This is a genomic window from Rhodococcus sp. NPDC055112, assembly GCF_053607505.1.
On record NZ_JBSGTR010000014.1, the window covers coordinates 58,824 to 74,999 of the forward strand.

At 67.5% G+C, this 16,176-nt stretch carries 15 protein-coding genes and 2 tRNA genes; 8 read left to right on the plus strand and 9 right to left on the minus strand.

The annotated features are described in order from the left end of the window. Positions 1 to 111: 111 nt before the first annotated feature. Positions 112 to 906, minus strand: a complete 795-nt coding sequence (locus ACWFRB_RS09900; RefSeq protein ID WP_452640628.1) for a DUF6412 domain-containing protein — start codon at positions 904 to 906, stop codon at positions 112 to 114. On the opposite strand from ACWFRB_RS09900, the gene ACWFRB_RS09905 reads away from it, so the two are divergent. Next, positions 827 to 1,342: a DinB family protein gene (locus ACWFRB_RS09905; protein ID WP_452640630.1), complete on the plus strand. Its 516-nt coding sequence runs from the start codon at positions 827 to 829 to the stop codon at positions 1,340 to 1,342. The genes ACWFRB_RS09900 and ACWFRB_RS09905 overlap by 80 nt on opposite strands. Before the next feature lie 57 nt (positions 1,343 to 1,399). Further along, a complete protein-coding gene (locus ACWFRB_RS09910; RefSeq protein WP_452640631.1) occupies positions 1,400 to 2,401 on the plus strand; it encodes a zinc-binding dehydrogenase in 1,002 nt (333 codons plus the stop codon). Between the two features lie 25 nt (positions 2,402 to 2,426). On the opposite strand, the gene ACWFRB_RS09915 is transcribed toward ACWFRB_RS09910, so the two are convergent. After that, positions 2,427 to 3,431 carry an iron-siderophore ABC transporter substrate-binding protein gene (locus ACWFRB_RS09915; RefSeq protein ID WP_452640633.1) on the minus strand — a complete coding sequence of 335 codons (1,005 nt, stop codon included), beginning with the start codon at positions 3,429 to 3,431 and terminating at the stop codon, positions 2,427 to 2,429. 105 nt (positions 3,432 to 3,536) lie between these two features. Between ACWFRB_RS09915 and ACWFRB_RS09920 the strand changes: the two genes are divergently transcribed. From ACWFRB_RS09920 to ACWFRB_RS09940, 5 genes are all read left to right on the plus strand, one after another. Next, positions 3,537 to 5,849 carry an FdhF/YdeP family oxidoreductase gene (locus tag ACWFRB_RS09920; protein WP_452640634.1) on the plus strand — a complete coding sequence of 771 codons (2,313 nt, stop codon included), beginning with the start codon at positions 3,537 to 3,539 and terminating at the stop codon, positions 5,847 to 5,849. After that, positions 5,849 to 6,694, plus strand: a complete 846-nt coding sequence (gene fdhD, locus ACWFRB_RS09925) for a formate dehydrogenase accessory sulfurtransferase FdhD (protein ID WP_452640636.1) — start codon at positions 5,849 to 5,851, stop codon at positions 6,692 to 6,694. The genes ACWFRB_RS09920 and fdhD overlap by 1 nt, the downstream gene beginning before the upstream one ends. A gap of 122 nt (positions 6,695 to 6,816) precedes the next feature. Beyond that, positions 6,817 to 8,994: an MMPL family transporter gene (locus ACWFRB_RS09930; RefSeq protein WP_452640637.1), complete on the plus strand. Its 2,178-nt coding sequence runs from the start codon at positions 6,817 to 6,819 to the stop codon at positions 8,992 to 8,994. Positions 8,995 to 9,015: 21 nt separating this feature from the next. Then, positions 9,016 to 9,246: a YgaP family membrane protein gene (locus tag ACWFRB_RS09935; RefSeq protein WP_452640638.1), complete on the plus strand. Its 231-nt coding sequence runs from the start codon at positions 9,016 to 9,018 to the stop codon at positions 9,244 to 9,246. A gap of 28 nt (positions 9,247 to 9,274) precedes the next feature. Beyond that, positions 9,275 to 9,676, plus strand: coding sequence for a DUF302 domain-containing protein (locus tag ACWFRB_RS09940; RefSeq protein ID WP_452640640.1), 402 nt, complete (start codon positions 9,275 to 9,277; stop codon positions 9,674 to 9,676). Here the strand turns inward: ACWFRB_RS09940 and aroQ are convergent. From aroQ to ACWFRB_RS09970, 6 genes are all read right to left on the minus strand, one after another. Further along, entirely contained in the window at positions 9,659 to 10,123 is a 465-nt protein-coding gene (aroQ, locus tag ACWFRB_RS09945; protein WP_452640642.1) for a type II 3-dehydroquinate dehydratase, read from the minus strand. The genes ACWFRB_RS09940 and aroQ overlap by 18 nt on opposite strands. 98 nt (positions 10,124 to 10,221) lie before the next feature. Then, on the minus strand, positions 10,222 to 11,502 hold the full coding sequence (gene clpX / locus ACWFRB_RS09950) for an ATP-dependent Clp protease ATP-binding subunit ClpX (protein WP_077042099.1): 1,281 nt from the start codon (positions 11,500 to 11,502) through the stop codon (positions 10,222 to 10,224). Positions 11,503 to 11,808: 306 nt separating this feature from the next. After that, entirely contained in the window at positions 11,809 to 12,471 is a 663-nt protein-coding gene (locus tag ACWFRB_RS09955) for an ATP-dependent Clp protease proteolytic subunit (protein ID WP_378408902.1), read from the minus strand. A gap of 39 nt (positions 12,472 to 12,510) precedes the next feature. Continuing rightward, positions 12,511 to 13,158 (minus strand): ATP-dependent Clp protease proteolytic subunit, encoded by a 648-nt coding sequence (locus ACWFRB_RS09960; RefSeq protein ID WP_452640644.1) that lies wholly within the window; start codon positions 13,156 to 13,158, stop codon positions 12,511 to 12,513. 91 nt (positions 13,159 to 13,249) lie between these two features. After that, the gene (tig, locus tag ACWFRB_RS09965; protein WP_452640645.1) at positions 13,250 to 14,605 is read right to left on the minus strand and encodes a trigger factor; all 1,356 of its coding nucleotides are present in this window, start codon (positions 14,603 to 14,605) and stop codon (positions 13,250 to 13,252) included. A 78-nt stretch (positions 14,606 to 14,683) separates the two neighbouring features. Further along, positions 14,684 to 14,760: transfer RNA gene (locus ACWFRB_RS09970), tRNA-Pro, on the minus strand. A 200-nt stretch (positions 14,761 to 14,960) separates the two neighbouring features. Here ACWFRB_RS09970 and ACWFRB_RS09975 point away from each other — a divergent pair. Beyond that, positions 14,961 to 15,034, plus strand: a tRNA-Gly gene (locus ACWFRB_RS09975). Between the two features lie 114 nt (positions 15,035 to 15,148). Here the strand turns inward: ACWFRB_RS09975 and ACWFRB_RS09980 are convergent. After that, positions 15,149 to 16,168 carry an Lrp/AsnC family transcriptional regulator gene (locus ACWFRB_RS09980; RefSeq protein WP_452640678.1) on the minus strand — a complete coding sequence of 340 codons (1,020 nt, stop codon included), beginning with the start codon at positions 16,166 to 16,168 and terminating at the stop codon, positions 15,149 to 15,151. Between the last annotated feature and the right edge of the window lie 8 nt (positions 16,169 to 16,176).

Consider the following 16,176-nt stretch of genomic DNA (forward strand, 5'->3'; position numbering starts at 1 on the left):
TTTGCTGCACGACGCAGCGTCACACGGCATCGTGCGAGTGGGAGTTCACGCCGGATCCTCTGCGGATCACTCCGGCGCGGAGGGACGGTCGACCGAGGCGCTCGCGCAGCGTCAGTGCAGCGCGGCGACCAGGACCTGTCCGGGTGCTCGAGGTCGGCGGGGCCGACCGGGGGTGTCGGGGGCGCTCTGCCTGCGGAACGCGCCACGCAGACGCTGCTCGTCCCGTGATGGGCCAGTGGTCGACTCGGTCAGCGAGTGCAGTTGGGCCAACGAGCCTTGTCCAGCCACTGCGAGCAGAAGCACGATCGCAATCGCGGCGCCGACAACCGCGGTCGGCCCGTCCAACGCTGTTGTCGCGGCAATGACCAAGGTCAGCATGGCCACCCACGTGAGCTGAACGAGATTCAGCCTCCGAGTGAGCAGTGACCACATCCGTGCCATGCGACCAAGCCTACCGAGCGAACCCCGCGCATACACAGGATGGCGCGCCCCGAACAGCGAAGGTACCGAGCGCGTGCGGTTGCCATCGACCTGGCAAGGCTGCGTCATCGAGTTGCAGCCCGGATTGAAACTCTGCGATACATTGAACCCAGGCAGCAGCGCCTTCCACCAGGCCTGGGCTGCGACGTCAACGTCGGCCCCTCTCCACGCTCCGTGCGCAATCTTCGCGACGAGCGGATCGAATCCCCCATCTTCCCGGTCGTTCCCTGTTTCCGGACGTTTCGTCCCTCTCGAGACCGATCGTCGGTGCGCCTCCCTGCGCCATTCAGCCCGACCAATACCTACCGCGGGCATCCGCCAGCACAACAGAATGGAGTGAAAGTCCATGAGTATCTCTGGAATTACCAGCGGCACCGAGCGAACAATCATCGAGAACATGCTCGACCGCAACCGCGAAGCACTCATCGAGACCGCCCGCGGCCTGTCTGAAGCAGATGCCCGCCGACGACTCGTTGCGTCGCTGACGACACCGATCTCGTTGATCAAGCATGCCGCCGCCGCAGAACGAATCTGGTTCCAACGATTCTGGGCAGGGCTCGACGAATCCGAATGCGATGGATACTCGCGCCGCGACGAGGGCACCTTCGCCGTCGCCGACGACGAGTCGCTGGCAGATGTCATCGCCGAATTCGAGCGTGCAAGCCAACGATCACGTGAGATCGCGTCCCGCTTCGACCTCGACGACACCAAGGCCAATCCCCGCGAAGGAAGCGTCAGCATGCGATGGACGCTGCTCACCTTCATCCAAGAGTTCGCCAGGCACGCAGGCCACGGCGACATTCTCCGCGAGCAGATCGACTTCGACAGGAAGCGGGCCGAGATACCGGCATCAGGCAGGTGAAGCCGCCCAGCTCGTCACATCCTGACAGCCACCGCCGATCGGTACTAGCCTTCCCATATGCGCGCAGTCGTGATCACCAAGCACGGGGACGCCGACGTCCTCCAGGTCCAGGAACGCCCCTCGCCGCCGCTCCGCCCCGGCACGGTCCGCATCGATGTCCGGGCGGCGGGCGTCAACTTCGCCGACGTGATGGCCCGGCTCGGCCTGTACGCCGACGCCCCGCCGCTGCCGAGCATCGTCGGCTACGAGGTCGCGGGCACGATCGCCGAGGTCGCCCCGGACGTCGTCGGCCTCGCCTTCGGCGACCGGGTGTTTGCTGGCACGAGGTTCGGCGGCTACGCCGAGCAGGTGTGCGCCGACGCTCGCGACGTGGTCGCACTGCCGGATTCGTTGAGCTTCGAGCAGGGCGCCGCCATTCCCGTCAACTACGCAACCGCATGGGCAGGCCTGATCGGCTACGCGAATCTCCTTGAGGGAGAGCGGGTTCTGATCCAGGCGGCGGCTGGTGGCGTCGGCATCGCGGCGACGCAGATCGCCAAGCACCACGGCGCCGAGGTGTACGGAACCGCATCACCGGGCAAGCACGACGCCATCCGCGGTTTCGGCGTCGACGTGGCTCTGGACTACCGGAAACGTGGGTGGGACAGCGGGCTTCCGCCGATGGACGTGATCATGGATGCGATCGGCGGGGAATCACTGCGACGAAGCTACGGACTGTTGCGTCCCGGCGGCAGGCTCGTCGCGTTCGGGGCCAGCTCGGTGGTCGCGGGCGACAAGCGAAACCTGCTGAAGGCCGCGCCGCAGGCCCTGCGCATGATGCGGGGCTTCAACCTCATCGACCAGATGAGCGAGTCGAAGGCAGTGATCGGCCTCAACATGCTGCGGCTGTGGGACGACCGCGGCACCCTCGAGCCCTGGATCACGCCGTTGCGCGGGCTGATCGAGAACGGGGTCGTTGCGCCCGTGGTGTCCGACGCCGTCCCGTTCGCCGACGCGCCAGAGGCCCATAGGATCCTGACCGAGCGTCGCAACGTCGGAAAGGTCGTCCTGGTCCCCTAGCGCGTCGGGCGAACCCTCGCCGGGACTACTTGGTGAGCAGCGGAGCGATCCGCGGCGGGATGTTCTCCAGCGCGTACGGCAGCGACAGGACGGTGCTCCAGGTCATCGCCTCAGCAGCCTCGTCCTCGAGGATGATCGTGCGGCCGTCCTTGACGACGTTCAGCTCCTGATAGACCGGCGTCTTGTCGAGCTCGGCACGCAGCTTGTCACCGAAGCCGCCACCCGCGTACCAGACCAGCAGGTCAGCATCGGCGAGCGAGAGCTGCTCCGTGCTGATCGGGGCGAAGTTCGTGGTCGTGATCTGCTGCGTGACAGGCGGATTGACGAAGCCGAGTTCGGTGAAGAAACGGACCTTCGGGTCCTCCGGGCCGTAGACCCCGAACTGGCCCGGGCCCTTGAGCGCGCCCACGATCACCGTCTTGCCCGCGAAGGCGGGGTTGGCGGCCGCGACGTCGGTGAACTGCTTCTCGACGGAGGCCACCAACTCCTTCGCCTTGTCCTGCTTGCCGAGCGCCTCGCCGATGATCCGGGTCTGGTCCTGCCACGGCACCCCGTAGTCGGCGAACTCCTTGGGCTGCGCGACCGTCGGCGCGAGCGCGCTGAGCTTGTTGTACTGGTCCTTGGTCAGGCCCGAGTAGGTGCCGACGATCAGATCGGGGTTGGTGGCGGCCACCTTCTCGACGTCGATCCCGGTGTTCGCGCTGCCGATGATCGCGGGCGTCGCCCCGGCGAGCAGGTCCTGCGCCCAAGGCCACACGGCATTCGGGTAGTTGCCGTACCAGTCGAAGACGCCGACCGGGGTGGAGCCGAGCGCCAGCAGCGCGTCCTGGTCGTTGTATCCGACGCTGACCACGCGCTGCGGGTCGATCGGGACCTGGGTCTCGCCGTACTTGTTGCCGATGGTCGCGCCGGTGCCGCCGGACGTCGATCCGCCGTCACCGTCGCTGCTGCAGGCAGCGGCGAACGCGAGCAGCGCGCCCGACGTTCCGATCAGAAATCCCCGCCGCGTCAATCTACCGACGTCTGCCATCGACTCTCCTCCATCGTCACCAAAGCTAGGTAAGGCTAGCCGAAATAGTAGGCAGAGTGGGTCACCTCGCTTTCGGCGGGCCCGTCGCGGGGCCACTATGTAGGCATGACTCGCAAGGGACCCGAACGCGACATCGACGAATCGGAGCTGATCGTCACGCACAGCAAGGACCACGCGGCGGGCGTGCCCGCGGTCCTGGTGTCCCTGCAACGCGGCCTCGAGCAGATGGGCGCCGTCCGAACCGCCCGGACCCTGGCCAGGCTCAATCAGCGACACGGGTTCGACTGCCCCGGCTGCGCCTGGCCCGAGACACCGGGGCACCGCAGACCCGCGGAGTTCTGCGAGAACGGCGCCAAGGCCGTGGCCGAGGAGGCGACGCTGCGCAGCGTCGGTCCCGAGTTCTTCGCCGAGCACTCGGTGGCGGAGCTGGCCGAGAAGACCGACTACTGGCTCGGACAGCAGGGGCGGCTCGCCCACCCGATGGTGCTCCGCGAGGGCGCGACCCACTACGCGCCGATCGACTGGGACGAGGCATACCGACTGATCGCCGACCACCTGCGGGCGCTGCCCGGCCCCGACGGGGCCGTGTTCTACACGTCCGGGCGCACCAGCAACGAGGCCGCGTTCCTCTACCAGCTGATGATCCGCAGCTTCGGTACCAACAACCTGCCCGACTGCTCCAACATGTGCCACGAATCGTCCGGCAGCGCGCTCACCGAATCGATCGGGATCGGCAAGGGTTCGGTGACGGTTCCGGACCTCGAGTACGCCGACCTGATCCTCATCGCCGGCCAGAACCCCGGCACCAACCATCCTCGGATGCTCTCCACGCTGGAGAAGGCAAAGGGGAACGGCGCCAAGATCATCGCGGTCAACCCGCTGCCCGAGGCGGGGCTGCGCCGGTTCAAGGACCCACAGAAGGTGGGCGGCGTGATCGGGCGCGGCGTCGACATCGCCGACGAGTTCCTGCAGATCCGCCTCGGCGGCGACATGGCCCTGTTCCAGGGGCTCGGGCGACTCTTGCTCGAGGCCGACGACGCTGACCCCGGGTCGGTGGTGGACCGGGCCTTCGTCGAGGAGCACTGCGCGGGGTTCGCCGAGTACGAGAAGAACGTCCGCGCAGTCGATCTCGATGTCGTCCTCGAGGCCACCGGGCTGACGATGACGCAGTTGCGCGAGACCGCCGACGCGATGGCCCGTTCCGAACGGACGATCGCGTGCTGGGCGATGGGCCTGACCCAACAGACGCACGGGGTCGCGACCATCCAGGAGATCACCAACCTGCTGCTGATGCGCGGCATGATGGGCAAGCCCGGCGCGGGCGTCTGCCCGGTGCGTGGGCACTCCAACGTCCAGGGTGACCGCACGATGGGCATCTGGGAGAAGATGCCGGACTCGTTCCTCGACGCGCTGGACCGCGAGTTCTCCATCGTCAGCCCCCGAAAGCACGGCTGGGACACCGTCGCCGCCATCCGCGGCATGCGCGACGGCAAGGGCTCCGTCTTCATGGCGATGGGCGGAAACTTCATCCGGGCCACCCCGGACACCGAGGCCACCGAGGCCGCGCTGCGTTCCTGCGCGCTGACCGTCCAGGTCTCGACCAAGCTCAACCGCTCCCACGTGGTGGCCGGACGCACCGCGGTCATCCTGCCGACCCTCGGCCGTACCGACAAGGACATCCAGGCGGGTGGGAAACAGATGGTCTCCGTGGAGGATTCGATGTCCATGGTGCACCTCTCGCGCGGCAGCCTGACGCCCGTCAGCGATCAGCTGCGCAGCGAGGTCGCGATCGTCTGCGAACTCGCCGAGCACCTGCTCGGCGCCGACCACTCGGTGCCGTGGGCGCACTTCAAGGGGGATTACGACCGCATCCGCGACTCGATCTCGCGGGTGGTGCCCGGCTGCCAGAACTACAACGAGCGGGTCCGGCGGCCCGACGGGTTCCAGCTGCCGCACCCGCCGCGCGACCGGCGCGAGTTCCCCACCAGCACCGGCAAGGCCAACTTCACCGCGAGTCCACTGCAGTGGTTGCCCACTCCCCCCGGCCGGTTGATCCTGCAGACCCTGCGCAGTCACGACCAGTACAACACCACCATCTACGGGCTCGACGACCGCTATCGCGGCGTGAAAGGCGGCCGCCGGGTGATCTTCGTGTCCGCGGCCGACCTCGCGGAACTGGGCATCGCCGACGGGGCCGCTGTGGACATCGTCTCCGAGTGGACCGGCCCCGACGGCGTGCTGCAGGAGCGACGAGTGCGCAATTTCCGGGCCGTCGAGTACAGCACCCCCAAGGGCAATGCCGCCGCCTACTACCCCGAGACCAATCCCCTCATTCCGCTCGATCACGTTGCCGCGAAGTCGAATACGCCGGTGTCCAAGGCGGTGCTGGTACGGCTCGAACCGGCGGGGGCGCACTGATGGGTCGGGTCACCGCGCGCCGCCCGGTCCTGCGGATCACCGGAGCGAGCGGTGATGCCACCGGTGGCGCCACGGTGCGCAGGCCGGACAGTCTGGCCGTGGAGGAACCGCTGGAGATCCGGATCGGCGGCCGATCGCTCTCGGTGACCATGCGCACCCCAGGGGACGACATCGACCTGGTGCACGGGTTCCTGCTTGGCGAGGGCATCATCGGATCGGCGTCCGACGTCTCGGTCATCCGGTACTGCGACGGTGTCGATGCCGACGGCGCCAACACCTACAACGTGCTCGATGTGGCGCTCGCTCGCGGGGTCCCGGCGCCGACCGGCGCCGACCGCCAGTTCCTGACCACCTCGGCCTGCGGCGTCTGCGGCAAGGCCTCGCTCGAGGCCGTCCGGGTGCGCTCGCGCTACGACCTCACCACTCCCGGCCCGGTGGTGACGCCATCGACCCTGGCATCCATGCCGGTGACCCTGCGCGCGCGGCAACGGGTCTTCGACTCGACCGGCGGCCTGCACGCCGCCGGGCTGTTCACCGCCGACGGCACCCTGCTCGCGATCCGTGAGGATGTGGGCAGACACAACGCCGTCGACAAGGTGCTCGGCTGGGCGTTGACCGCCGACCGGGTGCCGCTGCGCGAGGCGATCCTCGTGGTCAGCGGTCGCGCCTCCTTCGAACTCGTACAGAAGGCCGTGGTCGCGGGTGTTCCGGTGCTGGCCGCGGTGTCCGCCCCGTCGTCGCTCGCCGTCGATCTCGCCACCGAGTCCGGGCTCAGCCTGGTCGGTTTCCTGCGCGGCGAGTCCATGAACGTCTACAGCGGCGAGGCCCGGATCACGCAGGCCTGACGCCGCGCTCCGCCAACGGCACCACCCCTGTGGCGCTTCTCGCATCCCATTTATATACCCCCTAGGGTATGGTCGTTCGCATACCTGACAGATACCCCCAGGGGCATATCGAGGAGATGGGCATGACAAGCAACACAGCCGAGGTGGACAAAACCCGGTCAGCGGCGGCCGGCGACGGCCCGCCGTCAGCGTCGACTGGGGGAATCCTCGGCCGACTGGGCGCGACGATGGTCGGACGCGCCCGCTGGGTGTTCGGCATCTGGCTGATCGCCCTTGTGGCGCTCGGCGCCGCCGCGCCGTCCGTGTTCACCTCGCTGGCAGGCGCCGGCTGGCAGGCCAACGGCTCGGAATCCGTGCAGGTCCGCGAGCTCGCACAGGAACACTTCGGCGGGAACTCCTCCGCCGCGGTTCAGGTCGTCGTGCACTCGGACACGCTCGCGGTCGCCGATCCGCAGGTGCAGCAGGTCCTCGCCGACGCCACCGCGGTGTTCGCCGACGATCAACGGTTCGGCGAGGTGATCGCCCCGCAGCCCGGCATGTCCATCAGCCCGGACGGGCACACCGGCATCCTGATCGCGGGCGCGAACGCGGGCACCGACGACATGGTCAAGGCCGTCGACCAGCTCAAGGGCGAGCTGGGCGCGCTGTCAACGGACGAGATCGAGGTCTACCCCACCGGCGCATCGGCGCTCTGGAGCGACTTCAACAAGGCCAATCACGACGCGATGATCCAAGCGGAGATGCTCTCCTGGCCGGTGACGCTCGCGATCATGGTGCTGGCGTTCGGGTCGCTGGTCGCGGCGGGACTGCCGTTGCTGCTGACCATGGCAGGCCTGATCGCCTCAGCGGGCGGGCTGGTCCTGCTCAACACGGTCACGCCGATCTCGGTGTGGGCCATGAACTTCGCGATGATGTTCGCCCTCGCGCTCGGCATCGACTACGCGCTGTTCATCGTGTCGCGATTCCGGGATGCGCTGAGCAAGAGCGGTGACCCGCGGGCAGCGGTCGCCGAGACGATGGACACCGCGGGTAAGGCCGTCGTCCTCTCGGGGCTGACCGTGCTCGTGAGCCTGTCCGCGGTCCTGCTGGTCCCGGCGCCCGCGGTCCGGACGATGGCCGTCGGCATCATGCTCGCCGTCACCTTCGTCCTCGCGGCCACGCTGACCCTGCTCCCCGCGGTGCTCGGCAAGCTCGGCACCAAGGTCAACGCAGGCGCGCTCCCGTACGCCAAGCGCCAGCAGCACCGCTCACCGCGCTTCGCCGCGTGGGGCAACCTCCTGCACAGGCACCCGTGGCCATTCGCGATCGGCTCGCTCCTGATCCTGATCGCGCTGTCCCTCCCGGTGCTCGGCCTCAAGGTCGCGATGCCGTCGATCGAGGTGGTTCCCTCCGACGCGCCGGTCCGCCAGGGCTACGAACTCGTCCAGGCTCAGCTGGGCGAAGGCGCGCCAGGAATGCTGCAGATCATCGCCCCGGCGTCGGAGGCCGAGGCCACGGCCGGTGCCGCGGCCGCCGTCGACGGCATCGCGATGGTCACGCCCCCGCAGCCGGCGATCGACGGCTCCGACCACGTGATGCTGCAGGCGATACCCGGCGTCGATCCCTCCGACGAGTCGATGGGGTCGATCCTCACCCAGCTGCGGTCCGAGCTGCCGGAGCAGGCCATGGTCGGCGGCGCACCTGCCGAGAACCTCGACCTGCAGCAGGCGCTCAACGACTACCTGCCGCTGATCGTCGGCATCATCCTGGTCCTCGGCTTCCTGCTGCTGCTGGTCGCGCTGCAGGCGCCGCTGATCGCCATCCTGGGCACAGTGGTGAGCCTGCTCTCGACCGCCGCCGCGTTCGGCGTCGCCAAGCTGATCTTCCAGGACGGACACGGGGCGGGCCTGCTCGGCTTCACCCCGCAGGGCTTCCTCGACGGCTGGGGACCGGTGTTCTTCTTCGCGATGATCTTCGCCATCGCGATGGACTACACGGTGTTCCTGCTGTCCACCGCGAAGGAACACTACGAGCGCTCCGGCGATCCGAAGGTCGCGCACGTCGACGGCCTCGCACACTCGGGCCGGGTGATCGCCGCCGCGGCGGCGGTGATGGTGGCGGTGTTCTTCACCTTCGCGCTCGCCGATCCGCTCCCGCCGAAGGAGATGGGCATCATCCTGGGCGTCGCCGTCCTGCTCGACGCGGTCCTCATCCGCCTCGTCCTGCTGCCGGTGCTGCTGCGGCTGACCGGGCACGCCGCCTGGTGGTCACCCGCCTGGCTGCGCAGGGTGCTGCCAAACATCAGTTTCTCGCACGGCTGACCCCAGACAAGGAGATCCCACATGGCTACATTCCCCCGCCACCACGGATGGACGGTCGAGCGGCTGGTTCCGCTCCTTGCCGGCACGATGGTGCTGCTCAGCGTCGCTCTCACCCTCGCCTTCTCGTCGTGGTGGCTGGTCCTCACCGGATTCGTCGCCGCGAACCTGCTTCTCTATGCGACCGTCGGATGGTGCCCGGCCAGCCTGCTGATGCAGCGGCTCGGGCTCAGACGACTCGACGAACCCGCGTGAACACCCCGATCCAGAACGGAGACAACTCATGAACCTGGCACTCTCGACGACAGTGCAGACCTCCTTCGCCGATGCGGTCGAAAGGACCCGAAAGGCCCTACAGGAACAGGGCTTCGGCGTGCTCACCGAGATCGACATGCGCGCGACCCTCAAGGCAAAGCTCGACGTGGACATGGAGGACTACCTGATCCTCGGAGCCTGCAACCCGCCGCTCGCGCACCGCGCCGTCACCATCGACCGGCAGATCGGATTGCTGTTGCCGTGCAACGTGATCGTGCGCTCCGATCCCGCCGCCGACGGCACCGTCACGGTGGAGGCGATGAATCCCGAACTGATGGTGCAGGTCACGGGCGAACCCGCGCTCGAGGCCGTCGCCGAAGAGGCAGGCACCCGCCTGCGGGCCGCGATCGCCTCACTCAGCGACGACTGACGACCCCCGCTGCCGTCGACAGATCCAGTCGACGGCGGCGCGGTAGCCCTCCGGCCCGAGACCGCAGATCACGCCGTCGACGACCGACGACACGAGCGACAGGTGCCGGAACTCCTCGCGACCGTGGATGTTGCTGACGTGCACCTCCACCACCGGCACCGCCAGGGTGGCGAGGGCGTCGCGCAGCGCCACCGAGGTGTGCGAGTAGCCGCCCGGATTGATCACCACGGCCGAGACCCTCTCGCGCGCCTCGTGGACCCAATCGATCAGTACGCCTTCGTGATTGGACTGGCGCGCATCGATCTCGCGGCCGTATCCGGCCGCGACCTCGCGACACAGGGCCACCACGTCGTCGAGGGTGGCGGGCCCGTACACCTCGGGCTGCCGCTGTCCGAGCAGGTTCAGGTTGGGTCCGTTGAGCACGAGGATCGGGCCTGCGGTCGCCATACGGGACACGCTAACTCCCCCGCGACCCCGACAGACGGAGAACGGCCGGTGGGAATCCCACCGGCCGTTCTCTCGTGTCGTTGTGCCGAGTCAGTCGATCAAGCCGACTTGTCGCGACGTTCCGGCCGCTCGGGCTTGCGCGGCACGATCGTCGGCAGCACGTTGTCGTTGACCGTCTCGGCCGTGACGACCACCTTGGCGACGTCGTCGCGGCTCGGGATGTCGTACATCACCGGCAGCAGGACCTCTTCCATGATGGCGCGCAGGCCACGGGCACCAGTGCCGCGCAGGATCGCCTGATCCGCGACGGCCTCGAGCGCGTCCGGGGAGAACTCGAGTTCAACCCCGTCCATGTCGAACAGCCGCGTGTACTGCTTGACCAGCGCGTTCTTCGGCTCGGACAAGATCTGCACGAGGGATTCCTTGTCCAGGCTGGTCACCGAGGCCACGACCGGGAGACGGCCGATGAACTCCGGGATCAGGCCGAACTTGATCAGATCCTCGGGCATCACCTCGGCGAAGTGATCCTGGGTGTCCAGCTCGGCCTTGGAACGCACCTCCGCCCCGAAACCGATGCCGCGCTTGCCGACCCGATCGGAGACGATCCGCTCGAGACCCGCGAACGCACCAGCCACGATGAACAGCACGTTCGTGGTGTCGATCTGGATGAATTCCTGATGCGGATGCTTGCGTCCACCCTGCGGGGGCACGCTCGCCTGGGTGCCCTCGAGGATCTTCAGCAATGCCTGCTGCACACCCTCGCCGGACACGTCCCTGGTGATCGACGGGTTCTCGCTCTTGCGGGCGATCTTGTCGACCTCGTCGATGTAGATGATGCCGGTCTCGGCGCGCTTGACGTCGTAGTCCGCGGCCTGGATCAGCTTGAGCAGGATGTTCTCGACATCCTCGCCGACATAGCCCGCCTCGGTGAGTGCCGTCGCGTCGGCGATCGCGAATGGCACGTTCAGCATCTTCGCCAGCGTCTGCGCGAGGTAGGTCTTGCCACAGCCGGTAGGGCCGAGCATGAGGATGTTCGACTTGGCCAGTTCCACGGTCTCGCCGCGGGCGTCGCGCCCCTTGTCACCGGCCTGGATGCGCTTGTAATGGTTGTAGACCGCGACCGCGAGCGTGCGCTTGGCCGCGTCCTGCCCGATCACGTAGTTCTCGAGGAAGTCGCGAATTTCGGCGGGCTTGGGCAGCTCGTCGAGCTTGACCTCGCTCGATTCGGCCAACTCTTCCTCGATGATCTCGTTGCACAGGTCGATGCACTCGTCGCAGATGTAGACCCCTGGTCCCGCGATGAGCTTCTTCACCTGCTTCTGACTCTTGCCGCAGAAAGAGCACTTCAGCAGGTCGCCGCCGTCACCGATGCGTGCCATCTCGTCAGGTCCCTACTTCCTTCTCAGCGTGGTGACCGTCCCCCGCCGGGCGTGTGAGTCGTCGCGACCCACATCCTTGGGCGGACAAAAGCCCCTGATGTGACCGTACCCGTAGTTCCGGAACGAGGTCGACCAGTTGCCGATGATTCGACTCGGCGCGCAGCCGAGGTGAATCTCCGACGACCGTGCCACCCCGATTCCGACCGGGGGTCCCAGCCTGACCGGTCGGCTCCCCGACACGCAACATCCGAACGAACGCGGCGTGTCGCGGAGCCGACCGTCTGTCGACCCGGAGGCCGACGACCGCTACTTCTGAGCGGAGAGCTTCCGGTACTCCAGCACGTCGTCGATGATCCCGTACTCCTTGGCCTCCGCGGCCGTGAGGATCTTGTCGCGATCGGTGTCCTTGCGGATCACCTCGGCGTCCTTGCCGGTGTGCTTGCTCAGCGTCGACTCCATGAGCCTGCGCATCCGCTCGATCTCGGCGGCCTGGATCTCCAGGTCGGAGACCTGGCCCTGGATGCCGCCCGTGGACGGCTGGTGGATCAGCACGCGCGCGTTCGGCAGCGCCAGACGCTTGCCGGGGGTGCCTGCCGCGAGCAGCACCGCCGCCGCCGACGCCGCCTGCCCGAGGCACACGGTGGTGATGTCGGCCCGGACGTACTGCATGGTGTCGTAGATCGCCATCAGCGAGGTGAAGGAACCACCGGGCGAGTTGATGTACATGGTGATGTCGCGATCGGGATCGAGCGACTCGAGCACCAGCAGCTGCGCCATCACGTCGTTCGCCGAGGCGTCGTCGACCTGCACGCCGAGGAAGATGATGCGCTCCTCGAACAGCTTGTTGTACGGGTTCGACTCCTTGACTCCGTAGCTGGAGTGCTCGATGAAGGAGGGCAGGATGTAGCGGCTCTGAGGTGCGGCGGGAGCCTGACCGCCCAGCGGGCGGGGATCAAACAGATTGGTCATCGGTTCTCCAATGGGTGAGGTGCGTCGGGGCGGGTTCGGCTAGTTGCTGCCGGTGCCGCCGGCCTGCCGCGCGCGGGAGATGACGTGGTCGACGAAGCCGTACTCGAGCGCCTCGGTCGCCGTGAACCAGCGGTCCCGGTCGGAGTCCGCGGTGATCTGCTCGACCGTCTGGCCCGTGTGCTCGGCGATCAGCTGGGCCATCTCACGCTTGGTGTGCGCGAACTGCTCGGCCATGATCGCGATGTCGGAGGCGGTTCCGCCGATGCCAGCGGAAGGCTGGTGCATCATGATCCGCGCATGCGGCAGGGCGTAACGCTTGCCCTTGGTTCCCGCGGAGAGCAGGAACTGGCCCATCGAGGCGGCAAGACCCATGCCGAACGTCGCGATGTCGCACTCGGCGAACTGCATGGTGTCGAAGATTGCCATGCCCGCGGTGACCGAGCCGCCGGGCGAATTGATGTAGAGGGAGATGTCCCTGGTCGGATCCTCGGCCGAGAGCAACAGGATCTGCGCGCACAGCTTGTTCGCGATGTCGTCGTCGACCTGGGTACCGAGGAAGATGATGCGTTCCCGAAGCAGGCGCTCGAACACCGAGTCGCTGAGATTCAGACCAGAGGTGGCTGAAGTCATGGCGGGGCCCAACGAAGCCCCCGGGTTCTGTGAAGTCACGGTACCTGCCTTCTCCATAACTGAATTCGATGATTCTTGACACTGACACTAACGAACAGGGACGGCCCCGGAGTCCCGGTGCCGTCCCTGTTCGCTATTGGCGTGAAATCTAGCTCTCGTCCGCGGCCTCGGCCTCGTCCGACTCCGGGCTGCCGAACAGCTCCTTGGTGTCGACAGCCGCGCCGGAGGTGTCCGTGACGGTCACCTGGTCGACGACGGTGGCGAGCGCCTTGCCGCGACGGACGTCGGCGAACACGGCACCGAGCTGACCGGCCTGCTGGACCTGCTGGATGAACTGATCCGGCGAGATGCCGTACCGCTGGGCCTGGAAGATGATCCGCTCGGTCAGCTCCTGCTGGCCGACCTCGGTGCCTGCCTCGTCCGCGATCGCGTCGAGCAGCAGCTGGGTCTTCACCGACTTCTCGGCGGCCTCGGTGGCGTCCTTGTCGAACTGCTCGCGGCTCGTGCCCTGCGCCTCGAGGAGAGCGTTGAGCTGCTCCTCGTCGTGGTCGAGGCCGTGCACGGCCTCGTGCAGCTGCGCGTCGACCTCGGCCTTGACGACGGTCTCGGGCAGCGGGACCTCGATGGTCTCGAGCAGCGTCTCGAGGACCTTGTCGCGGATCTGGCCGGCCTGCTCGACCTTGGCGACCCGGCCGACCCGCTCGCGCAGGTCGTCCTTGAGCGCGTCGAGGGTGTCGAACTCGCTCGCCAGCTGGGCGAACTCGTCGTCGGCCTCGGGCAGCTCGCGCTCCTTGACGGTGCCGACGGTGACCGTCACGACGGCCTCCTTGTCGGCGTGCTCACCAGCGACGAGCTTGGTGGTGAAGTCCTTCGACTCGCCGGCCTTGAGCCCGACGATCGCCTCGTCGAGGCCCTCGATCAGCTGGCCCGAGCCAACCTCGTGGGACAGGCCGGACGCGGTCGCCTCCGGGACGGCCTCGCCGTCGATGGCGGCGGACAGGTCGATCGACACGAAGTCGCCGTCCTGGACGGCGCGCTCGACACCGGTGAGGGTGCCGAAACGCTGACGCAGCGACAGCAGCTGCTCGTCCACTGCCTCGTCGGTGATCTCGACGGGGTCGACGGTGACGGCGAGGGTGCTGTAGTCGGGCAGGTCGATCTCGGGGCGGACGTCCACCTCGGCGGTGAACGCGAGCAGCTCACCGTCTTCGATCTTGGTGATGTCGATCTCCGGCTGACCGATCGCCTTGACGCCCGCGGTGGTCACGGCCTCCGAGTAGCGCCCGGGAAGGGTGTCGTTGACGACCTGCTCGAGCACGGCGCCGCGGCCGACGCGGGCCTCGAGGAGCTTGGCCGGGGCCTTGCCCGGGCGGAAGCCGGGGAGACGGATCTGCTGCGCGAGGGCCTTGTACGCCTTGTCGAAATCGGGCTTGAGCTCCTCGAAGGGCACCTCAACGTTGATACGGACCCGCGTCGGGCTCAGCTGCTCGACGGTGCTCTTCACGGACATGCTCCTTCGTGTGGTCTTGCTCGTTGCGTCGCGGCCCTGATCTTCAGTTCCGCGCTGTTATGACGTTGTCCCTGGTCGGGGTGACAGGATTTGAACCTGCGACCCTCCGCTCCCAAAGCGGATGCGCTACCAAGCTGCGCTACACCCCGTTAGGTCCGCGACACGACGACCTCGCGGAAGATCCGCGTGGCTGCCGCCGTGGTGAATCCTACGGGTCACCCGTTCGTGAAATTCCCGGCCACCCGATTTGGCGGATCCCCGGCCACCCGATTGGCGAATCCAGAACTGGTTTGGGTACAGTCTCTCAACGCAGACGACATCGATGGCGATCCCAAGTTGTCGTGTGCACGGGGATGTAGCTTAGTGGTAAAGCCTCTGCCTTCCAAGCAGATGATGCGGGTTCGATTCCCGTCATCCCCTCCACCCGACACACCGCCCGTCACCGAGAATCACTGGTGACGGGCTTTTTCTTTTTCCGGCCATCGGCGTCGCCTACACGACACCGGCGACGGCATACCTGTTCGAGTACCGGCCGGGCTAGCTCCAGACGTCGGGTACGACCGACCGCACCCGACGGCCGGCCGGGTCGAGGACATGGCCGAGCAATTTGTTGAGCCGAAGCACCACCGAGCGATCCCGCAGGTCGACGATGGGGTACCCGGTGGCCAGCCGCAACTCGAAGGCGGTCAGGTCCGCGACGGACCGCAGCCAGACCTGAACCAGCAGGTTGTTCGGACCGTTGATGGCAAAACAGTTGCGCACCTCCGGTTCTCGGCTCAGTCTCCTGCCCGTGGCCTGCAGCTCGGCGGGCGGCACCCGGCCCCAGAACGTGGCCAGCACCGCGTACCCCGCGAGGGGCCTGGCGAACTCGCACCGCATCGTCACCAGTTCGAGCTGCAGCAGGCGGTCGAGCCGACGCCGGGCGGTGGCGGCACCGATCCCGAGCTCCTCCCCCAGGTCCGTGAAGGACATCCGCCCGTTCCGCGCGAGAACCACGAGCAGCTCGCGGTCCGCGGCCGTCATCGACGGCGCCCCCGACTCCGGCGCACCCGCGGACACCTCGACCAGGCTCGACCGCTCGCCTGGCGCGAGCGCGTCGAGCCGCCATTTGCTGCCCTGCGTGAACCACTGCGTGATGATCCGGGTCCGCACGGACGCGACACCGTCCATGGCGCCGACGACGCCGAGCGCGAACCGTGACATCGCCGCGAGGTCTTGGGCCCCTGCGGTGACCAAAAGGTCGGCGTCGCCTGCCGTTTGTTCCACCGTGACCGCCTGGCGATGCTCGGCCAATCCATCGGCCACCACTCCGCCGCGACCAGGCCCACAGGTGATCTCGAGGAAGGCCGTGCACATTCGCGGGAACACCGCGGCCGCAGGCGAGACGGTGATCCAGGCGTTCCCCTTGTCGGTGAGCCGCTGCCAGCGACGGCCGAGAGTCGCCGGATCCAGCTCGAGCGCGCCGGCGAGCTGACTCCATGACCCGCGCGGCGAGAGCTGCAGCGCGTTGATCAGCCGCAGATCCACCTCGTCGATCGAGTCGACGTTATCCTGCATCACATTGT

What these genes read in the sequence shown, in the direction of transcription:
- ACWFRB_RS09905 (WP_452640630.1), top strand. Translation starts at nt 827, where the DNA reads ATGAGTATCTCTGGAATTACCAGCGGCACCGAGCGAACAATCATCGAG.
- ACWFRB_RS09900 (WP_452640628.1), bottom strand. Translation starts at nt 906, where the DNA reads ATGAGTGCTTCGCGGTTGCGGTCGAGCATGTTCTCGATGATTGTTCGC.
- ACWFRB_RS09910 (WP_452640631.1), top strand. Translation starts at nt 1,400, where the DNA reads ATGCGCGCAGTCGTGATCACCAAGCACGGGGACGCCGACGTCCTCCAG.
- ACWFRB_RS09915 (WP_452640633.1), bottom strand. Translation starts at nt 3,431, where the DNA reads ATGGCAGACGTCGGTAGATTGACGCGGCGGGGATTTCTGATCGGAACG.
- ACWFRB_RS09920 (WP_452640634.1), top strand. Translation starts at nt 3,537, where the DNA reads ATGACTCGCAAGGGACCCGAACGCGACATCGACGAATCGGAGCTGATC.
- fdhD (WP_452640636.1), top strand. Translation starts at nt 5,849, where the DNA reads ATGGGTCGGGTCACCGCGCGCCGCCCGGTCCTGCGGATCACCGGAGCG.
- ACWFRB_RS09930 (WP_452640637.1), top strand. Translation starts at nt 6,817, where the DNA reads ATGACAAGCAACACAGCCGAGGTGGACAAAACCCGGTCAGCGGCGGCC.
- ACWFRB_RS09935 (WP_452640638.1), top strand. Translation starts at nt 9,016, where the DNA reads ATGGCTACATTCCCCCGCCACCACGGATGGACGGTCGAGCGGCTGGTT.
- ACWFRB_RS09940 (WP_452640640.1), top strand. Translation starts at nt 9,275, where the DNA reads ATGAACCTGGCACTCTCGACGACAGTGCAGACCTCCTTCGCCGATGCG.
- aroQ (WP_452640642.1), bottom strand. Translation starts at nt 10,123, where the DNA reads ATGGCGACCGCAGGCCCGATCCTCGTGCTCAACGGACCCAACCTGAAC.
- clpX (WP_077042099.1), bottom strand. Translation starts at nt 11,502, where the DNA reads ATGGCACGCATCGGTGACGGCGGCGACCTGCTGAAGTGCTCTTTCTGC.
- ACWFRB_RS09955 (WP_378408902.1), bottom strand. Translation starts at nt 12,471, where the DNA reads ATGACCAATCTGTTTGATCCCCGCCCGCTGGGCGGTCAGGCTCCCGCC.
- ACWFRB_RS09960 (WP_452640644.1), bottom strand. Translation starts at nt 13,158, where the DNA reads ATGGAGAAGGCAGGTACCGTGACTTCACAGAACCCGGGGGCTTCGTTG.
- ACWFRB_RS09980 (WP_452640678.1), bottom strand. Translation starts at nt 16,168, where the DNA reads ATGCAGGATAACGTCGACTCGATCGACGAGGTGGATCTGCGGCTGATC.